Annotated in this window: 18 protein-coding genes; 8 read left to right on the top strand and 10 right to left on the bottom strand. The window is 70.9% G+C overall.

Annotation, left to right across the window (positions count from 1 at the left end):
* The first annotated feature begins 25 nt into the window (after positions 1-25).
* The 4 genes from QFZ58_RS16350 to QFZ58_RS16335 all read left to right on the top strand — a co-directional run bounded on the left by QFZ58_RS16350 (position 26) and on the right by QFZ58_RS16335 (position 5,953).
* Entirely contained in the window at positions 26-301 is a 276-nt protein-coding gene (locus QFZ58_RS16350) for a MoaD/ThiS family protein (RefSeq protein WP_307125651.1), read from the top strand.
* Between the two features lie 430 nt (positions 302-731).
* Positions 732-938: a cold-shock protein gene (locus QFZ58_RS16345; RefSeq protein WP_003967346.1), complete on the top strand. Its 207-nt coding sequence runs from the start codon at positions 732-734 to the stop codon at positions 936-938.
* A gap of 325 nt (positions 939-1,263) precedes the next feature.
* Positions 1,264-2,886 carry a chaperonin GroEL gene (groL, locus tag QFZ58_RS16340; RefSeq protein ID WP_307125650.1) on the top strand — a complete coding sequence of 541 codons (1,623 nt, stop codon included), beginning with the start codon at positions 1,264-1,266 and terminating at the stop codon, positions 2,884-2,886.
* A 475-nt stretch (positions 2,887-3,361) separates the two neighbouring features.
* Positions 3,362-5,953: a glycoside hydrolase family 9 protein gene (locus QFZ58_RS16335; protein ID WP_307128889.1), complete on the top strand. Its 2,592-nt coding sequence runs from the start codon at positions 3,362-3,364 to the stop codon at positions 5,951-5,953.
* Positions 5,954-6,028: 75 nt separating this feature from the next.
* Here the strand turns inward: QFZ58_RS16335 and QFZ58_RS16330 are convergent, their stop codons facing one another.
* The 3 genes from QFZ58_RS16330 to QFZ58_RS16320 form a co-directional block, all read right to left on the bottom strand.
* Positions 6,029-6,949 (bottom strand): hypothetical protein, encoded by a 921-nt coding sequence (locus QFZ58_RS16330; protein ID WP_373428556.1) that lies wholly within the window; start codon positions 6,947-6,949, stop codon positions 6,029-6,031.
* Positions 6,950-7,189: 240 nt separating this feature from the next.
* Positions 7,190-8,110 carry an RNA polymerase sigma-70 factor gene (locus QFZ58_RS16325; protein WP_307125649.1) on the bottom strand — a complete coding sequence of 307 codons (921 nt, stop codon included), beginning with the start codon at positions 8,108-8,110 and terminating at the stop codon, positions 7,190-7,192.
* On the bottom strand, positions 8,107-9,312 hold the full coding sequence (locus QFZ58_RS16320; RefSeq protein ID WP_307125648.1) for an NAD(P)/FAD-dependent oxidoreductase: 1,206 nt from the start codon (positions 9,310-9,312) through the stop codon (positions 8,107-8,109). The genes QFZ58_RS16325 and QFZ58_RS16320 overlap by 4 nt, the downstream gene beginning before the upstream one ends.
* A gap of 354 nt (positions 9,313-9,666) precedes the next feature.
* Here QFZ58_RS16320 and QFZ58_RS16315 point away from each other — a divergent pair, with 354 nt between their 5' ends.
* On the top strand, positions 9,667-9,921 hold the full coding sequence (locus tag QFZ58_RS16315) for a hypothetical protein (protein WP_307125647.1): 255 nt from the start codon (positions 9,667-9,669) through the stop codon (positions 9,919-9,921).
* Entirely contained in the window at positions 9,911-10,147 is a 237-nt protein-coding gene (locus tag QFZ58_RS16310; protein WP_307125646.1) for a hypothetical protein, read from the top strand. Before QFZ58_RS16315 ends, QFZ58_RS16310 begins: the two co-directional genes overlap by 11 nt.
* Before the next feature lie 196 nt (positions 10,148-10,343).
* Here the strand turns inward: QFZ58_RS16310 and QFZ58_RS16305 are convergent, their stop codons facing one another.
* The 5 genes from QFZ58_RS16305 to QFZ58_RS16285 form a co-directional block, all read right to left on the bottom strand.
* The gene (locus QFZ58_RS16305; RefSeq protein WP_307125645.1) at positions 10,344-10,694 is read right to left on the bottom strand and encodes a PRC-barrel domain-containing protein; all 351 of its coding nucleotides are present in this window, start codon (positions 10,692-10,694) and stop codon (positions 10,344-10,346) included.
* A gap of 156 nt (positions 10,695-10,850) precedes the next feature.
* Complete coding sequence (locus tag QFZ58_RS16300) at positions 10,851-11,021, bottom strand: hydrophobic protein (protein ID WP_307125644.1); 171 nt, start codon at positions 11,019-11,021, stop codon at positions 10,851-10,853.
* A 160-nt stretch (positions 11,022-11,181) separates the two neighbouring features.
* Positions 11,182-12,690 carry a PTS transporter subunit EIIC gene (locus tag QFZ58_RS16295; RefSeq protein WP_307125643.1) on the bottom strand — a complete coding sequence of 503 codons (1,509 nt, stop codon included), beginning with the start codon at positions 12,688-12,690 and terminating at the stop codon, positions 11,182-11,184.
* 36 nt (positions 12,691-12,726) lie between these two features.
* Complete coding sequence (murQ, locus tag QFZ58_RS16290; protein ID WP_307125642.1) at positions 12,727-13,695, bottom strand: N-acetylmuramic acid 6-phosphate etherase; 969 nt, start codon at positions 13,693-13,695, stop codon at positions 12,727-12,729.
* 72 nt (positions 13,696-13,767) lie between these two features.
* The gene (locus tag QFZ58_RS16285) at positions 13,768-14,685 is read right to left on the bottom strand and encodes a MurR/RpiR family transcriptional regulator (RefSeq protein WP_307125641.1); all 918 of its coding nucleotides are present in this window, start codon (positions 14,683-14,685) and stop codon (positions 13,768-13,770) included.
* A gap of 154 nt (positions 14,686-14,839) precedes the next feature.
* Between QFZ58_RS16285 and QFZ58_RS16280 the strand changes: the two genes are divergently transcribed.
* On the top strand, positions 14,840-15,208 hold the full coding sequence (locus QFZ58_RS16280) for a hypothetical protein (protein WP_307125640.1): 369 nt from the start codon (positions 14,840-14,842) through the stop codon (positions 15,206-15,208).
* Positions 15,205-15,486 (top strand): DUF4031 domain-containing protein, encoded by a 282-nt coding sequence (locus QFZ58_RS16275; RefSeq protein WP_307125639.1) that lies wholly within the window; start codon positions 15,205-15,207, stop codon positions 15,484-15,486. Before QFZ58_RS16280 ends, QFZ58_RS16275 begins: the two co-directional genes overlap by 4 nt.
* Here QFZ58_RS16275 and QFZ58_RS16270 read toward each other — a convergent pair.
* Together QFZ58_RS16270 and QFZ58_RS16265 are read right to left on the bottom strand one after the other, a co-directional pair.
* Entirely contained in the window at positions 15,452-16,693 is a 1,242-nt protein-coding gene (locus QFZ58_RS16270) for a Cmx/CmrA family chloramphenicol efflux MFS transporter (protein ID WP_307128887.1), read from the bottom strand. The two genes, QFZ58_RS16275 and QFZ58_RS16270, sit on opposite strands and share 35 nt — an antisense overlap.
* A gap of 187 nt (positions 16,694-16,880) precedes the next feature.
* Positions 16,881-17,525: a hypothetical protein gene (locus QFZ58_RS16265; protein WP_307125638.1), complete on the bottom strand. Its 645-nt coding sequence runs from the start codon at positions 17,523-17,525 to the stop codon at positions 16,881-16,883.
* Positions 17,526-17,540: the final 15 nt, after the last annotated feature.

Here is a 17,540-nt window from a genome sequence, read left to right as displayed (position 1 = left end):
CCCGAGACCGAAGGAAGGCACCCACATGAGCGTCAAGGTCCGTATCCCCACCATCCTCCGCACCTACACGGGCGGTCAGGCCGAGGTCTCGGCCGAGGGTGCGGTTCTGTCCGAGGTCATCGCGTCCCTCGAGAAGGACCACCCGGGCATCGCCGCCCGCGTGCTGGACGACCAGGGCAAGCTGCGCCGCTTCGTCAACGTGTACGTCAACGACGACGACGTGCGTTTCGAGGGCGGCCTGGACGCGGCCACGCCGGACGGCGCCGGCGTCTCGATCATCCCGGCCGTGGCCGGAGGCTGACACGGGTGCCGGACTTCCTGTCCGGCTCGGCATCGTGACGATGACCCCCTCCGCGAGAAGCGGAGGGGGTCATTCTGCATGGTTGAGCACGGTACAGTTGGGGAAGCCTCCTCGGCCGCCTGTGCCACCCGCATATGAGAATGCGCCTGGTCGCGACGAGAAGTGGCCAAAGTGCGTGTACCCCTTGCGCCATAAGTGGCCTATGTCGGGCCCGAGTTGCCCTGGAATCCTGCGAGTTACCCCTATCCGGGCGTTCAGCCGCGCCCAGAATTCTCGTCCGATTGACCTGTTGCAGAGGGCAGTTGGGCAGATACATTCGGCCGCGGTCGACGCGTTCCGGCGCACGCCGCCCCCTCCTGTCGGGGGGTGAGTTTGACCCGGGTCCGCGAAGTGCGGTCCTGTGCAAGGGCCAGTAATAGGGGAGTTAGGCATGGCTCAGGGCACCGTCAAGTGGTTCAACGCGGAGAAGGGGTACGGCTTCATCGCGGTCGACGGTGGTGCGGATGTTTTCGTCCACTACAGCGCGATCCAGATGGACGGATACCGCACCCTCGAAGAGGGTCAGCGAGTTGAATTCGAGATCTCGCAGGGCCAGAAGGGGCCGCAGGCGGACATGGTCAAGCTCGCCGTCGGCTGAGCTCGGCGCGGTCGGCCGACGACACCACTCGCACACGCAGGGCCCGTACCCGTAAGAGGGGTACGGGCCCTGCGCGCGTCCCGCGCCGGCTTCCGGTTCCCGGAGGGTGTTCACCCAGCGAGCCATCACCGAAGGCGCTTGCACTCTCCGGGGTCGAGTGCTAATCATTGGCGTTAGCACTCTCCAGGTGAGAGTGACAGAACTTGGACCGGGCCGGTGAGGCCCGCAGGCCCGGTGGGGCAAGGAACCACTGGGCACGCTGGCCGTCCGTCGCGGGCGCCACTCGGTCCGGAGAATCCACCCCTGTCCGGGAGGACCACTTCACATGGCCAAGATCATCGCGTTCGACGAGGAGGCACGGCGCGGTCTCGAGCGCGGGATGAACCAGCTCGCCGACGCCGTCAAGGTAACCCTCGGCCCGAAGGGCCGTAACGTCGTCCTCGAGAAGAAGTGGGGCGCGCCCACGATCACCAACGATGGTGTTTCCATCGCCAAGGAGATCGAGCTCGAGGACCCGTACGAGAAGATCGGTGCGGAGCTGGTCAAGGAGGTCGCCAAGAAGACGGACGACGTCGCCGGCGACGGTACGACCACCGCCACCGTTCTCGCCCAGGCGCTCGTCCGCGAGGGCCTGCGCAACGTCGCCGCGGGTGCCAACCCGATGGCTCTCAAGCGTGGCATCGAGAAGGCCGTCGAGGCCGTCTCCGCCGCTCTGCTGGAGCAGGCGAAGGACGTGGAGACCAAGGAGCAGATCGCTTCGACGGCCTCCATCTCCGCTGCTGACACCGAGATCGGCGCCAAGATCGCCGAGGCTATGGACAAGGTCGGCAAGGAAGGCGTCATCACCGTCGAGGAGTCCCAGACCTTCGGTCTGGAGCTCGAGCTCACGGAGGGTATGCGCTTCGACAAGGGCTACATCTCGGCGTACTTCGCCACCGACATGGAGCGTATGGAGACGTCGTTCGACGACCCGTACATCCTGATCGTCAACTCCAAGATCAGCAACGTGAAGGACCTCCTTCCGCTGCTCGAGAAGGTCATGCAGTCGGGCAAGCCCCTGCTGATCATCGCGGAGGACGTCGAGGGCGAGGCCCTGTCGACCCTGGTCGTCAACAAGATCCGTGGCACCTTCAAGTCCGTCGCCGTCAAGGCTCCGGGCTTCGGTGACCGCCGCAAGGCCATGCTCGGCGACATCGCCATCCTCACCGGTGGCACCGTCATCTCCGAGGAGGTCGGTCTCAAGCTGGAGAACGCCGGCCTGGACCTGCTCGGCACCGCCCGCAAGGTCGTCATCACCAAGGACGAGACGACGATCGTCGACGGCGGCGGCGAGAGCGACCAGGTTCAGGGTCGCGTCAAGCAGATCCGTGCCGAGATCGAGAACTCCGACTCGGACTACGACCGCGAGAAGCTGCAGGAGCGCCTCGCGAAGCTGGCCGGCGGCGTGGCCGTCATCAAGGCCGGCGCCGCCACCGAGGTGGAGCTCAAGGAGCGCAAGCACCGCATCGAGGACGCGGTGCGCAACGCCAAGGCCGCCGTCGAGGAGGGCATCGTCGCCGGTGGTGGCGTGGCTCTGCTCCAGGCCTCGGCCGTCTTCGAGAAGCTCGACCTGACCGGTGACGAGGCCACGGGCGCCAACGCCGTGAAGCTCGCGCTGGAGGCCCCGCTCAAGCAGATCGCCGTCAACGGTGGTCTCGAGGGTGGCGTCATCGTCGAGAAGGTGCGCAACCTGCCGATCGGTCACGGCCTCAACGCCGCGACCGGCGAGTACGTCGACATGATCGCCGAGGGCATCATCGACCCGGCGAAGGTCACGCGCTCCGCTCTGCAGAACGCCGCCTCCATCGCCGCGCTCTTCCTCACCACCGAGGCCGTCATCGCCGACAAGCCGGAGAAGGCCTCTGCGGCCGCTCCGGGCGGCATGCCGGGCGGTGACATGGACTTCTGATCCTCGGATCAGCAGCTCCACGCGGTACCCGCAGTACCTGATACGACGTCGGCCCCCGGGATTCCTCCCGGGGGCCGACGTCGTTCCGCGTGGCGCGTCCACGCCGTGCCGACGTCGTTCCGCGTGGCGCGTCCACGCCGTGCCGACGTCGTTCCGCGTGGCGCGTCCACGCCGTGCCGACGTCGTTCCGCGTGGCCCGTCCACGCCGACTCGGGCGTGGTCCGCGTGCTCTTCTGTCATGACCCTGGCGTAACGCGTGCCCCAGGCCCCACAATGGCTGCGCTCCGTGGAACCGCTCCCACGTCTCGGTGCTCCCGTCGCGCCGCCGTTCGTTGGGAGCGCTCCCATGAAGTGTGTCGCCCGTACCCCCACACACGTACGTCGACGAAAGGTCTCATCGGTGAACGCCTTACCGCCCCCCGCCCGGCCCGTACCCGTTCGATCCCGGTCCCGGTCCGGGAGGAGCGTGTTCGGGTTGTCGGCCGCCGTCCTTCTGTGCGCGGGCGCCCTGGCCGTGCCCGGCACGGCCCTGGCCGACGACGCCGAACCAGGGCCCGAGCAGATCGCCAACGGCGATTTCACCGCCGGTGCCGCGCCCTGGTGGTGGACGGCGAACACATCGGCCGCGGTGTCCGACGGCCGGCTGTGCGTCGACGTCCCCGCCGGCACCGCCAACGCCTGGGACGTCATCGTCGGGCAGAACGAGGTCCCGATCGTCGCTGGTGAGAGCTACGAGCTGTCCTACACCGCCAGTTCGACCGTTCCCCTGACCGTCCAGACGCGGGTCCAGGAGGCGGTCGACCCGTACACGGCGGTCCTCGCCACGGCGGACCCGGTGGGTACGGAGGCCACGCACGTCACCCGTACGTTCACGGCGTCGGTGGACCAGCCGGCCGCGTCGGTGCAGCTGCAGATCGGCGGCGGTGAGCGGGCGACGGTCTTCTGCATGGACGACGTGTCGCTGCGGGGCGGGGCCCAGCCCCCTGTCTACGTGCCGGACACCGGATCGCCGGTCCGCGTCAACCAGGTCGGCTACCTGCCCCGCGGTCCCAAGAGCGGCACCGTGGTCACCGATGCCGACGCGCCGCTGACCTGGACGGTCAAGTCCGCCGACGGTTCGACGGCCGCCACGGGTACGACCGTGCCGCAGGGCGAGGATCCCAGCTCACGTCAGCGGATCCACACCTTCGACTTCGGCGACCTCACCACGGTGGGCGACGGCTACACCGTGGAGGTCGACGGCGAGGTGAGTGAGCCGTTCTCGATCCGCGGCGACCTGTACGACGGGCTGCGCTCCGACGCGCTGGCGTACTTCTACCACAACCGCAGTGGTATCGAGATCGACGCGGACCTCGTCGGTGAGGAGTACGCGCGCCCGGCCGGGCACATCGGTGTCGCGCCCAACAAGGGCGACACGGACGTCCCCTGTCAGCCGGGGGTCTGCGACTACCGGCTGGACGTGTCGGGCGGCTGGTACGACGCGGGTGACCACGGCAAGTACGTGGTCAACGGCGGCATCTCGGTGGCGCAGTTGATGTCCACCTACGAGCGGACGCTGACCGCCGGGAACGCGGAGTCGGCCGAGCTGGACGACGGCGCGCTGCGGGTGCCCGAGCGGAACAACGGGGTGCCGGACATCCTGGACGAGGCGCGCTGGGAGATGGACTTCCTGATCAAGATGCAGGTCCCGGCCGGGAAGCCACTGGCGGGGATGGTCCACCACAAGATGCACGATGCCGAGTGGACCGGTCTGCCGACGAAGCCGCACCTCGACCCGCAGCAGCGTGAGTTGCACCCGCCGTCGACGGCCGCCACGCTCAACGTCGCCGCCACGGCGGCCCAGTGCGCCCGGCTCTACGCCCCCTTCGACGCGGCCTTCGCGGACCGCTGTCTGCGGGCCGCCGAGACCGCGTGGAACGCGGCGAAGCAGCACCCGGCCGTGTTCGCCGACCCGAACGACGGCGTGGGCGGCGGCGCGTACGGCGACAACAACGTCTCCGACGAGTTCTACTGGGCGGCCGCCGAGCTGTTCACGACGACGGGCAAGGACACCTACCGCCAGGCGGTGCTCTCCTCCGGCCTGCACGGTGACGTGGACGCCGTCTTCCCGGCGGGTGGCGGAATCTCCTGGGGCGCCACCGCCGGGCTCGGGGCGCTCACCCTGGCCACCGTGCCCAACGCACTGACGCCGAATCAGGTGGCCGGGGTCCGTTCCGTGGTGACCGCGGGCGCCGACCGGTATGCCGCGCAGTCCCGTGAGCAGGCGTACGGGCTGCCGTACGCGCCGAGCGGCGAGGACTACGTCTGGGGGTCCAACAGCCAGGTGCTCAACAACATGGTCGTCCTGGCCACGGCCCACGACCTGACCGGCGACGCCGCCTACCAGGAGGCCGTGCTGCGGGGCGCCGACTACCTGCTCGGCCGCAATCCCCTTAACCAGTCGTACGTCACCGGTTACGGCGAGCGGAACTCGCACAACCAGCACCACCGCTTCTGGGCGCACCAGAACGATCCCAGCCTGCCGAACCCGGCGCCCGGCTCGCTCGCGGGCGGACCCAACCTCACCGCGATCGCCTCCGGCGACCCGGTGGCGGCCCAGAAGCTGACCGGCTGCGCCCCCGCCATGTGCTACATCGACGACATCGGCTCCTGGTCGACCAACGAGATCACCATCAACTGGAACGCGCCGCTGGCCTTCATCGCCTCCTACCTGGACGACGCGGGCGAGGGCGGGCAGGCGGCCGTGGCCCGGACCTGCCGGGTCGCGTACAACTCGCACCCGTGGAGCGGCGGCTCGACGGTGACGGTACGGGTCGAGAACACCGGCTCCGAAGCGGTGTCGCCGTGGTCGCTGACCTGGCTGCTGCCCGGTGAGCAGCGGCTGAGCCACACCTGGAGCGCGGAGTTCGACCAGCACGGCCGCACGGTCAGCGCCAGGCCGCTGTCGTGGAACCGCACCCTGGCACCGGGCGCCGCGGTCGACTTCGGCTTCACCACCTCGGCCTCGGGTTCGTCACCGGACCCGAGCACGTTCAAGCTGAACGGCAGGGCCTGCACCTCCGGCTGATACCGGCGTCCCCGCCTTCCGGGCCCGGGTGCGGCCGCCCTTCGCGGGGCGCGTGCGCCCGGGCTCTTCCGGTGCTCAGCGCCGGGTGCGTACCCCCCGGGCGCGTGCGGTCCGCTCCGACCGGGGGACGAGCCCGGCCCGGACCGCCGCCACCCGCTCCCGTACGTCCTCGGTGGGCACGGCTCCGGGCGGTCCGGCGGGTGTGTCCACGGTGTCCCCGCGACACGCACGGCACCGCCCGCCGCTCAGGGCTCCGGGGGAGCCGGGGGCGCGGCACTCGCCGCATTCCAGGGTGATCAGCGCCGGCCCGCGCGCGGGGGCGGGCCGGTGGGGCGGCATCTTGTCCGTCAGCCGCCTGCGGAGCAGGGAGGCGGCGTGGTGCACGGGGGTGGGCAGTCCCGTGGTCAGGGCGCACAGGGTCTCCGCGTCGGTGGCGCCGCGCGCGAACCACTCGCTCACCTGCGGCTCCAGGCTCGCGCACTCGGCTGCCGACAGGCTGAGTGCGGGCGCGGTGCGGCCGAGCGCGGCCAGCAGGGTGAACGCCCGTGAGCGGGTCGGCCGTTCGCGCCTTTCCACGGGTACGTCTCCGCGTTCGAAGGCCTCCCACCACTCGTCGTCGCGTGCGGTACGGGAGAAGAAGGTCCGCGTCACCCAGAGCATGAGCCTGTCGGTGGTCACGCACTCGCTGCCGCGGCGCAGGTGCCCGGCGGCCTGGAGCCTGTTGAGCGCCGTACGCAGAGCGCACTGCCCGTAGGGGAGTGTCCTGGCCAGTGTCTTCACGGAGATGTCGGAGCCGTCGGGCAACCGGTCGATGTACGCGGCGATGGCCGCCTCGCGGGGCGTCAGGTGCGCGAAGTCGTGGCCGGTGTACGGTCGCTGGCCAGGTGCGGAGCGCTTGCCGTAACCGGGCCCGGCCATGGGGTGCGCGGCAGGGGCGGGCGCGTGCGGGGATGCGTGCGGGGTGTGGGGGGCAGCATTAAGCTGGTCGGCAGCCATCAGTTCGCCGCTTTCGATCTTGGTGGTCAGACCCCTGTCCGGTGTTGCTGCACCGGCGGGGGTCGCTCTATGTCGTTCCGCACGCTAGAGCGTCGCCACACTGTGTGGCAAGTCGGTCACGGCGTGTGAGGCCGTGGGCGGGGAGGGTGGGTGGGGGAGATCCCTCCACCCATTCCTCTGAAAGAGCGCCCGGACTCCAGGACTTGAGCTTCGGGTCCGGAACCGGGTCCGGCGCCGGGCTCACCGCGTCCGCAGGACGTGCGGTGTGCCCGTGCCGACGGCCCGCAGCTTGTCGGGGTTGGCGACGTTGTGGATGGCCGAGATGAGCCCCGCCTCGTCGTAGTCGAAGGTGACCGTGGCGACCACGCGGCCGTTGCCGCTGAAGACCAGGCCCGGCCCGCCGTTGACGTCGACGAGTTCGGCCTTCATGTCGGCGGGCTCGACCCCCTGGTACGTGACGGTCCCGATGGCGGCGAACCAGGCGGCGACCGTGGAGGCGCCCACGACCGGGCGCAGGGCCTGGCGGACCTTGCCCCCGCCGTCGGTCCACAGGGTGACGTCCGGCGACAGCAGCTCCATCAGCGCGTTCATGTCCCCGCCTGTCGCGGCGGCGAAGAACCGCTCGGTGGCGTCGCGCTGCTGTGACCGGTCGGCGGGGAAGCGCGGGCGCCGTGCCCGCACGTGTGCGCGGGCGCGGTGCGCGGCCTGCCGCACCGAGGCTTCGGAACGCTCCACCGCCTCCGCGATCTCGGCGTGGCTGAAGTCGAAGACCTCCTTCAGCACGAACACCGCGCGCTCGAGGGGGCTCAGCGTCTCCAGCACCACCAGCATCGCCATCGAGACCGACTCGGCGCCCATGACGGTGTCCGCGGTGTCGGCGCTCGTCAGGACGGGTTCCGGAAGCCACGGCCCCACATAGACCTCGCGCTTGTGACGGGTGGAGCGCAGCCGGTCCATCGCGAGGTTCGACACGATCCGCGCCAGGTACGCCTTGGGGTCCGCCACCTGGGAACGGTCGGCGGCCGACCATTTGATCCAGGCGTCCTGCACCGTGTCCTCGGCGTCGGCCGCGGTGCCGAGGATGCGGTAGGCCACCGAGAACAGCAGGCTGCGGTACCGGTCGAACAGTTCCTGGCCGGGGCCGGGTGCCGACGGGGTCATCGAGCAGCCCTGATCCGGGTGAAGCGGCCGCCGCGGGGCCAGAACGCGCCCGACGCGGGCATCTTCTTCATGCGGCCGTAGGTCGGCCAGGGGGATGCGGTCACCGCCTCTTTGTACCTGGCGGCCGGACGACCTGTCAGGTACATCCTCCGAGGGCTGTCGTCGGGGCGGGTGAACTGCACCACGGCGTCATGCCGGCCGAGGCTCACCGGCGTGTGGTAGTAGCCGAAGCGGAAGGGCTTGGGCCGCTTGCCCCGCAGGGCGCGGACGACCGACACCGCGGCGTGCACGCCGGTCGGCATCCCGCTCTGGCAGGTGCCGTGCATGACGCCGTACCCCTGGCGGACGGCGGCCGCGTCACCCACGGCGTACACGTCCGGGTGCGACGTGGACCGCAGTGTGGCGTCAGTGACGATGCGGCCGCGCTCGTCGACCTCCAGGCCGGCTGCGGCAGCCAGCGGCGACACCCGCGTGCCGCTGGTCCACAGGACGAGGTCGGCCGCGATGCTCTCCCCGCCCGCCAGCTCGACCGAATCCGGCAGCACCTTCACCACGTCGACCCCGCTGCGCACCTGGACGGTCAGACGGTCCAGCGCGGATCGCACGTACGCCCCGGCCTTCGGATTCATGTGTGCGCCGGGCTCGTCACGGCCCAGCAGCACGACGTCCAGTTCCGGATACCTCTCGGCCGTCTCCGCCGCCGACTCGACACCGGTCAGCCCGCTGCCGCCGACGACCACCGTGCCGCCGCCGAGTCGTGCCAGCCGGTGGGCCACCGCCTCGGCGTCCTGCGGGCCGTTCAGGGTGTACGCGTACTCCTCGACGCCCGGCACCGCCGTCGTGTCGGCCACGCTGCCCAGCCCGTACACGAGCGTGTCGTAGTGCAGGATGCGGTCGTCATCGATCCGCACGGTCTTCGCGTCCGCGTCCACCGCCGTCACCCATCCGCGCAAGAACCGCGTGCCCGTGCCGTCGAGCAGCTCCGGGATGCTCAGCTCGTCGAGCTGCTGTCCGGTCGCCGTCATGTGCAGCCGCAGCCGCTCGGTGAAGCGCTCCTGGGCGTTCACCAGGGTGACGTGCACGTCCTTCTGCCGCTCGACCCGGGCCGACAGCTGGATGGCCGCGGCCATGCCCGCGTACCCCGCGCCCAGGATCAGGACGTGGTGGGGGGCCGGCCGGGCCGCCTCGTGGTGTGTGTTCATCGCTTCCGCCTTCTTCCGGGTCGTCCGCTGCTTGCTGATGACCTCGGGACGTAAGCGTGGGGCCCGACTGTGACACGGCGGGAAAGTGACCTGAGCCACATGCGTGCTGGGCGCGGGTGCCCGCGCGCGGATCCGCGCGGATCGCGGCGGGGCGGGAGGCCGCAGGGGCGGCCGGGGCGCCGCAGGCGGTGAGCGGCGCGGGTGGAACCGGCCCGCCGAGTGAGGAGCGGGGGGCTTCTCCGGTCCGGGCGCGGCGACTCAGGACGGAGGTGTGCGGGTGCCGGAACTGCGGCTCTTCCGTGACGGCCACGAAATCACCACGCTCTGTAGGCATAGCCACTACTCAGCGTGGAAATGGGGGAGATCATGATGACGGTTACGGAACAGCGCAAAGAAGCGGCAGGCAGAGTGCGGGCGGCGGAGGACGCGGTGGCGCGGCTGCGGGCGGGGCTCGCGCAGGTGGGCGTGAAGCTGCCGTCGCTGAGGATCGACCCGGTCTCGTGCGCGGGCGACGAACCGACGCCGCTGGTGGATCTCGGCCGGTGCACGATCGAGACGGCGTTGCGGCTGAGCGCGCAGCTCGAGGCGAAGAGCGCTCATGACAGTTGAAGGACTTGAGCCGTGTACGCCGGCGCCCGGGGCGTTCGTCCTGGACGCCCGGGACGGTCGCGTGGGCCGCGTGATGGGCCGCGTCGGACCGTACGTACAACTGCGCCCCCCGGGTGGCGGCGCGGAGTGGGACTGCCCGCCCGAGGCCGTCCGGCCCGCTCCGCCGGGGCTCGCACTCCGGGCGCGGGTCACGGAGATCAACCGGGGAGGGAAGCTGCCGCGCTGAGGGCGGTGGGACACAGGCCGAAGGCGCTGTTGCTCCCCGGGCCCTTCGGCGCCACCGGTGTCAGTCTGCTCACGGCGACCTTCCCGGTCCGGTCCGGTCCCGTCGGGCGGGTTGGTGCGTGGGGTCGCGCACCTGAACGGCGGGGCCCGCTCCGCGCTCGGAGCCGGCCCCGCCTCTGTTCATGGTGGTGCAGGAGCTAGATGCGGTAGCTGTCGTAGTAGCTGCCGACCTGGGCGTGATAGCCCGGGTCGCCCGCATGCTTGTGCTTGTCGAACTCCGGGGAGTCCTTGATCTGGTCCTTGGTCAGGTCGACGAAGATCGTCTTGTGCTCCGTGTCGATGCCCTTGACCGTGCCGGCCGGCAGGAGTACTTCCTTACCGAAGATCCAGACCCCGGTGTCGACGACCAGATAGGCCGCGCCCACATCGTCGGAATGCTTGTCGACCTTTCCGATACTCCCGTCCGTCGCCTCGACCGTGTAACCGGTCAGGTCGGCGCCCGCAGTGTGACCGCTTGTCGGCTGATAACCCCACAGGTGGTCGCTCATTATTGGCTCCTTTCTCGACGGCTCTTTCGGTGTTCAACAGCTCGCGTGCCCCCCATTCGGGGAGTCATGCTTCGGTCGTGCCGGGGGTTTCCCGGAATGCGCGTGGCCCGGACCGTCCGGGTCCGGGCCACGCGCACAGATGCTGGGGAAGGCTATTTACCAGCGGTACCACCGGCCACGGCGGCCACCACTCGCGGCCGGACGGACGAAGAATCCGATCAGCCAGACCACAAGAACGATTACTGCGATCCACCACAGTGCCTTGAGTGCAAATCCGGCACCGAAAAGGATCAGGGCGAGCAGAAGAACGAGAAGCAGGGGAACCATAGTTATCAACCTCCGAGGCATCTGATGCCCGGCAATCAAATGGCTACACATGCGAGTTCGGAGCAATTGTTTTGCCCGGGCGCGGGGGCCTGTCCCACCCCCGCCCGTCTCCCTTCCTGCCGCCCCGCCGCCCTGTAGGAGGCGGGGCCGGCGGGGCCGGTCAGACCCCGGCGGGTTTCTTCGCCGGGGAGCCGCCCGGGGTGGCCTTGCCGGAGGCCGCCACTGTCGAGGGGGCCGGTTCCTGGGAGACGTTGAACTCCGCGAGCAGGGCCTTGCCGAAGCCGAAGAAGTACGTCGCGACGAAGCCCGCGATGTAGCCGACGAGCAGGCCGCCCGCGTAGATCGCGATCGTGGAACCCAAGCCGTGGTTGCCGTCCAGGAGCGGGAACAGGGCCCAGCCGGACGGGCCGATCGCCGTGGAACCGACCGAGTCGCCCAGCTGGTTGAAGAGGCCCACGAAGCCACCGCCGAACGCCCCGCCCACACAGGCCGTGATGAACGGCCGGCCCAGAGGCAGCGAGACGCCGTAGATCAGGGGCTCGCCGACGCCCAGCAGCCCGGCGGGCAGCGCGGACCTGATGGTCTTGCGGATCGACTCGTTGCGGGGAAGACGCAGGTAGACCGCAGCGGCGGCGCCGACCTGTCCCGCGCCGGCCATGGCGAGGATCGGGAGCAGAACGGTGAAGCCCTGCTGCTCGATGAGGGTCGTGTGGATCGGGATCAGAGCCTGGTGCAGGCCCAGCATCACCAGCGGCAGGAAGAAACCGCCGAGCAGGAAGCCGGCGCCCGCCCCACCCGTGGAGAGCAGCCAGTCGGCGAACGTGCCGATGGCCGTCGAGACCTCGCCGGCCACGTACATCAGGCCGAAGATCGTGACGAGGCCGGAGATCAGGACCGTCAGGGTCGGGGTGACCAGGACGTCCAGGGCCTCCGGCACCCAGCGGCGGCACCACTTCTCGACGTACACCGCGAGGACCGCCGCGCCCAGGGCGCCGAGGACGCCGCCCTGGCCGGGGGAAAGGGTCTGGCCGAAGGCGTGGACGTTCGCCACGCCGGGGAAGACGATGATCGCCGCGACCGCACCGCCCAGGACGGGTGTGCCGCCGAACTCCTTCGCCGTGTTGTAGCCGACGAAGACCGCGATCAGTGCCATGAAGCCGGACGCCGTCGCCGCCAGGGCCGGCGTGACCGACGTCAGCCAACCGAGGTTCACCAGGAGGCCGTTGAGGCCGGCGATGATGCCGCAGCCGATCAGGGCCGGGATCAGCGGGACGAAGATGTTCGCGATCTTGCGCAGGAACAGCTTGAACGGGGTGGCGTTCTTCGCCTTCTGCTGCGCCTTGATCGCGGCACCCTGGGCCGCCAGCTCGTCTGCCGGGGCCGCCGCGGGGGCGGGCGCGGACGCGCGGCCCTCCTCGACCAGCTGCTCGAACTCCGGGGTGACCCGGGCGACGGTGCCCGGGCCGAGGACGATCTGGTAGGTGTCGTCCTCGACCACGCCCAGCACGGCGGGGACCGCCTTCAGGGCCTCGTCGTCGACGAGGGAGCGGTCGTGCAGGCCCAGCCGGAGCCGGGTCATGCAGTGGGCGATCGAGCTGACGTTCGCGGCGCCACCGACAAGCGGCAGGATCGCGGCGGCGGTGGCGCGGTTCTTGTCTTCAGTAGCCATGGTGCGTGGTGCCTTGCTGTGCGGGGGCGTGGTGCGTCAGGTGGTGCGGACGGCCGCCAGGGCGGCGCGGAGGTGACCGTGCGAATCGGCCAGGAGCGTGGCGGCGGTGGGGCCGTCGACCCCGCCCAGGATGGTGAGGATGGCGTTCTTCACCTCGCCGTCGGTGGCGGCGAGCGCGTCCTCGATCTCCTGGTCACCGGCGCCGGTGGCCAGGGAGACGATCCGGCGGGAGCGGGCGCGCAGCTTCTCGTTGGAAGCGCGCACGTCGACCATCAGATTTCCGTACGTCTTGCCGAGGCGAATCATCGTGATCGTCGACAGCATGTTGAGGACGAGCTTCTGCGCCGTACCCGCCTTGAGGCGGGTGGAGCCGGTGAGCAGCTCAGGGCCGACGACGATCTCCAGGCCGTGTTCGGCCGCCGCGGCGAGCGCGGAGCCGGCGTTGCACGAGAGGCCGAGGGTGAGCGCACCCTTGGCGCGGGCGTGCTCCACGGCCCCGATGGCGTACGGCGTGCGGCCGGAGGCGGAGATGCCGACCACGGTGTCGTCCGCCGTGAGACCCAGCTCGTCCAGATCGGCGGCGGCCAGCTCCTTGCTGTCCTCCGCACCCTCCACGGCCTTGACCATGGCGGAGGGGCCGCCCGCGATCAGGCCGACGACCTCGGACGGGTCGGTGTTGAAGGTGGGCGGGCACTCGCTGGCGTCGAGGACACCGAGGCGGCCGGCGGTGCCGGCGCCCGCGTAGATCAGCCGGCCGCCGCGCGCCATGCGCTCGGCGGTGGCGTCGATCGCGGCGGCGATCTCCGGCAGCTTCTCGGCGACGGCGGTGGGGACGGTGCTGTCCTCGCCGTTCATGATCTGCGCTATCTCCCGCGTCGGCAGCTGGTCGATCTCGGCGAGCTCCGGGCGGAACGCCTCGGTGGTGAGGGTGGCGAGCTGGGCGCGCAGCTCGCCGTAACCGTCGGTCGCGGCGGCGTCGGTGCTGGGGTCGGTGGTGGAGGTCATGGACAGCGGCTCTGCTTTCTCGTGCTCGTACGGTGCAGCGGGTGCGGGTGCGGGTGCGGGGTGGATCCGCGGTCAGCGGCTGCGGGGGGTGTGGCGGTGGGCGAGCGCCTCGTAGGAGGCGGCCAGTGCCGGTGCGGCCGTTTCGTACGTGCGCTGAGCGATGCCTATGAAGAGGCAGTCGACGACGAGCAGCTGGCTCGTGCGGCTCGACATGGCCGCGGGACGCAGCTCGCTCTCGCGGGCGGTCGAGGTGGTCAGGATGTGGTCGGCGTACTGCGAGACCGGCCCGTCCGGCCGGCCGGTGATCGCGATCGTGGTCGCCCCGCGGTCGAAGGCGACCCTGAGCGGCTCTATGGCGTCACCCGTGGAACCGGAGTGCGTGATCGCGATGGCCACGTCTCCGGAGCGGAGCTGCACCGCGTTGGTCACGGCGAGGTGCGGGTCCGTGTGGGCATGGGCGATGAGGCCGATGCGGAGCAGCTTCTGCGCCAGGTCCTGGCCGACGAGGGAGGAGGCGCCGACGCCGTAGATGTCGATGCGGCGGGCGGTCGCGGCGGCGGCGACGGCGGCCCCCAGCTGGACCGTGTCGAGACCGGCGGCGGTGTCGGCGAGGGTCTGCTGCTCGTCGTAGGCGAGCTTGGTGACGACGTCGGCGATCGGGTCGTCGACCGCGATGTCCGCGGTGACGGCCGGCGCCCTCCCCGACTGCTGGTGGGCGGCGAGCCCGGCGAGGGCCAGGCGCAGGTCCCGGTAGCCGGGGTAGCCGAGGAGGCGGGCCGTGCGGACCACGGTCGCTTCGCTGGTGCCGGTGAGCTCGGCGAGACCCGTGACGGTGAGGGCGGCGCACCCCGCGGGGTCCCCGGCGACGGCTTCGGCGACGCGCTGCATGGAGCGGGTCATGGACGGGGCCAGGGTCCGCACCTTGGCCGCGAGAGCGGCGGGCGCGGGCGGGGAACCGGCGCTGAAACTTTCCTTCACGTCATTGGTCACACCTGAAAGTTATTTCCACTCCGTCATCCCGTCAATCCCTTGGGAGCCTATGGGGGGTTAGGGGTGAAATTATGGGCGGTACGGCCGGATTCGGCGTCTGCGGCATCCCGCCGGAACGGCCCAGGGGTGATCCGGCGGGGGGACAATGGGGGGTATGGAGTTGAACGGCCTGGAGCAGGAGTTGCACACCGCACGCGCGCTGGTGATGGCCGACCTCGTCGCGGGTGACGTGGCCGAGGCCGAGATCGTCTCGCTGGTGGAGGACGCGGTGACCCACCGCCGGTGGTGGGTCGAGAAGTGGCCCGAGGGTGCCACGTTCGTCACCGGCCTGATAGCGCAGGACGTCCAGGACGCCCTGCTGGAGCGGTACGGCCGCTGGCCGCTGTGCCCCGTCTGCACGGAGGGCGGTCCCCACGCGCTGGAGGTCGAGCCGGAGCTCGGCCCCGACCCGCGCTGGGTCTGTACGAAGGCCACGGTGTCCGTCGCGCCGGTCGGTGCGCTCGCGCGGGTGCTGCGGCGGTGACCGTCTACATCGACCCGCCCACCTGGCCGGGACACGGGCGCATGTGGTCGCACCTGGTCAGCGACGTGTCGTTCGAGGAGCTGCACACTTTCGCCGCTTCCATCGGCTGCCCGCCGAAGGCGTTCGAACGCGACCACTACGACATCCCCGATACCCGCTACGCCGACGCGGTGCGCGCCGGGGCGCGGGAGGTCGGGTCGAAGGAGATCGTCCGCCGGCTCACCGCCGCCGGACTGCGGAGGCCTAAGGGGCGGCCTGCTCCGTCCGCCTCCCGGTGACCGTGACGGCGACGTCCGAGTCCGCGGGTGCGTTCCCGCCCGCCACGCGCCGGGACGGCGTACTCCTGCCGCCCAGCCGCATCGAGACCAGCACGGCCGCCAGGCCGAGGACCATCATCGCGGCGCCCGCCCAGGCCGTCGCCCGGAAACCGAAGTCGGCGTCGATCACCGCGCCGCCCAGCCAGGGGCCGCTGGTGTTGCCCAGGTTGAACGCGGCGGTCGTCGTGGCACCCGCGAGTGTGGGTGCCACGCCCGCGACGTTGAACATCCGGGCGTTGAGGGCCGGGGCCGTGTAGAAGGCGGACAGCCCGAGCAGGAACGCGAGGACGACGACGGCGACCTGGTTCGAGGCGAGGAGCGCCAGCGCCACCAGGAAGACCGTCGACGCGCTGATGCCGCTCACCAGTACCCCGAAGAGGTGCGCGTCGGCGACCCGGCCGCCGATCGTCGTACCGATCAGCGCGCCGAGACCGAAGAGCGCGAGCACCCACGGCACCCAGCCCGAGCTCAGCCCGGCGACGTCGGTGAGCAGCGGCGAGAGGTAGCTGAACGCGCAGAAGACACCGCCCGCCGCGAGAGCCGTGATGACGACGGACAGCTGGACCTGGCGGTCCCGGTAGATGGAGACCTCACGCTTGAGCTGCGGCTTCTCGTCGGGCAGCGGAATGCGCGGGATGCGTGTGACGACCCCTGCCAGCGCCACGGCGGACGCGGCGCCCACGGCCCAGAACGCCGAGCGCCAGCCGAGGCTCTCGCCGAGGAACGCGCCCAGCGGCACGCCCAGCACATTGGCGATCGAGAGCCCGCCGATCATGACGGCCATCGCCCTGGCCCGGGCACCGACCGGAACCATCGCGATGGCGACGGCCGCGCCGACGGCCCAGAAGCCCGCGCACGCCAGCGCACTCACCACCCGGGAGACGAAGAGCACCTCGTACGTCGGCGCCAGCGCGCCCGCGACCTGGCCCAGCCCGAAGACGGAGATGAGCGCGATCAGGGTGGTCCGGCGGGGCAGCCGGAGCGTGGCGACTGCCAGCAGCGGGGCGCCGATCACCATGCCTGTCGCGAAGGCCGATATGAGGAGCCCGGCCTGGGGGATCGACACGTTCATGTCGTCGGCGATGGGTGGCAGCAGCCCGGACAGCATGAACTCACTGGTACCGAGGGCGAAGACCGAGAGGCCCAGGATGTAGACGGCCAGGGGCATGCGGGGACGGCCGGCGGCGGAGTCGGGCACAGCGGTGCGGGCGGAGTCGGGCATGACAGTGGGCAACAGGGACGCGCCCTCCGGCATTCCCCCGTCCCACCGGGTGAGCCGGGGAGGGGGAGCCGCGGGGCGGGAGGATCCGGGCGGGGAAGGCCACGGGCGGGGGCGCTCCGGGTGGTGTGCGGGCTCAGCGGGTGAGGAGTTCGAGCTCCGTCGTCAGATTCTGCCGGGCCCGCGGTTCCCACTCCGCCGCCCCGTGCAGCGTACGGAAGAGGCAGGGCAGCCCCAGCAACTGCCGCAGGACGGCGGCCCGGCCCTCACGGAACGCGTCGTCCGGGACGAAGCCGTACTCCTGCCTGACCTGGGCCGCGTAGGCGGCGTACTCCTTCGGGGCCGATGCCAGGATCGCCAGGTCCGCGTCGCACAGCACCTCACCGTTGGTGTCGCCCTCGGCCGGGTCGTGGGTGACGGTCAGCCGGACCAGCCGGGCCACCTCGGCCGTCGCCGCGTCGGGGACACCCGCCTCGGGCAGGGCCCGTTCGGCGAGCGCGGCGCTGCGCTCCTCGTTCTCGGAGCGGTCCGGCCGGTAGACCGCGTCGTGGAACCAGACGGCGAGGCGCACCAGATCCGGGTCGGCGGCATGGCCGGCCAGGGTGTCGACGCGATCCAGGACCTGCGCCAGATGGGCGGTGGTGTGGTACCGCCGCTGGGGTTCGGCCCAGCGGTCCAGGAGGTTGTCCGCGTACGGCAGCGGGTCGGGCCCCGAGGCCTGGCCCCGGACGGCGACGAGGGTGTCCTGCCAGCGGGTGCGGAGCGTCTGCGCGTCGGTCATGGGACGACTCTAGGG

It is taken from the genome of Streptomyces sp. B1I3, assembly GCF_030816615.1.
GTDB lineage: Bacteria > Actinomycetota > Actinomycetes > Streptomycetales > Streptomycetaceae > Streptomyces.
Note: the sequence above shows the minus strand (reverse complement) of the source record. Positions and strands in the feature narration are given on the sequence as shown.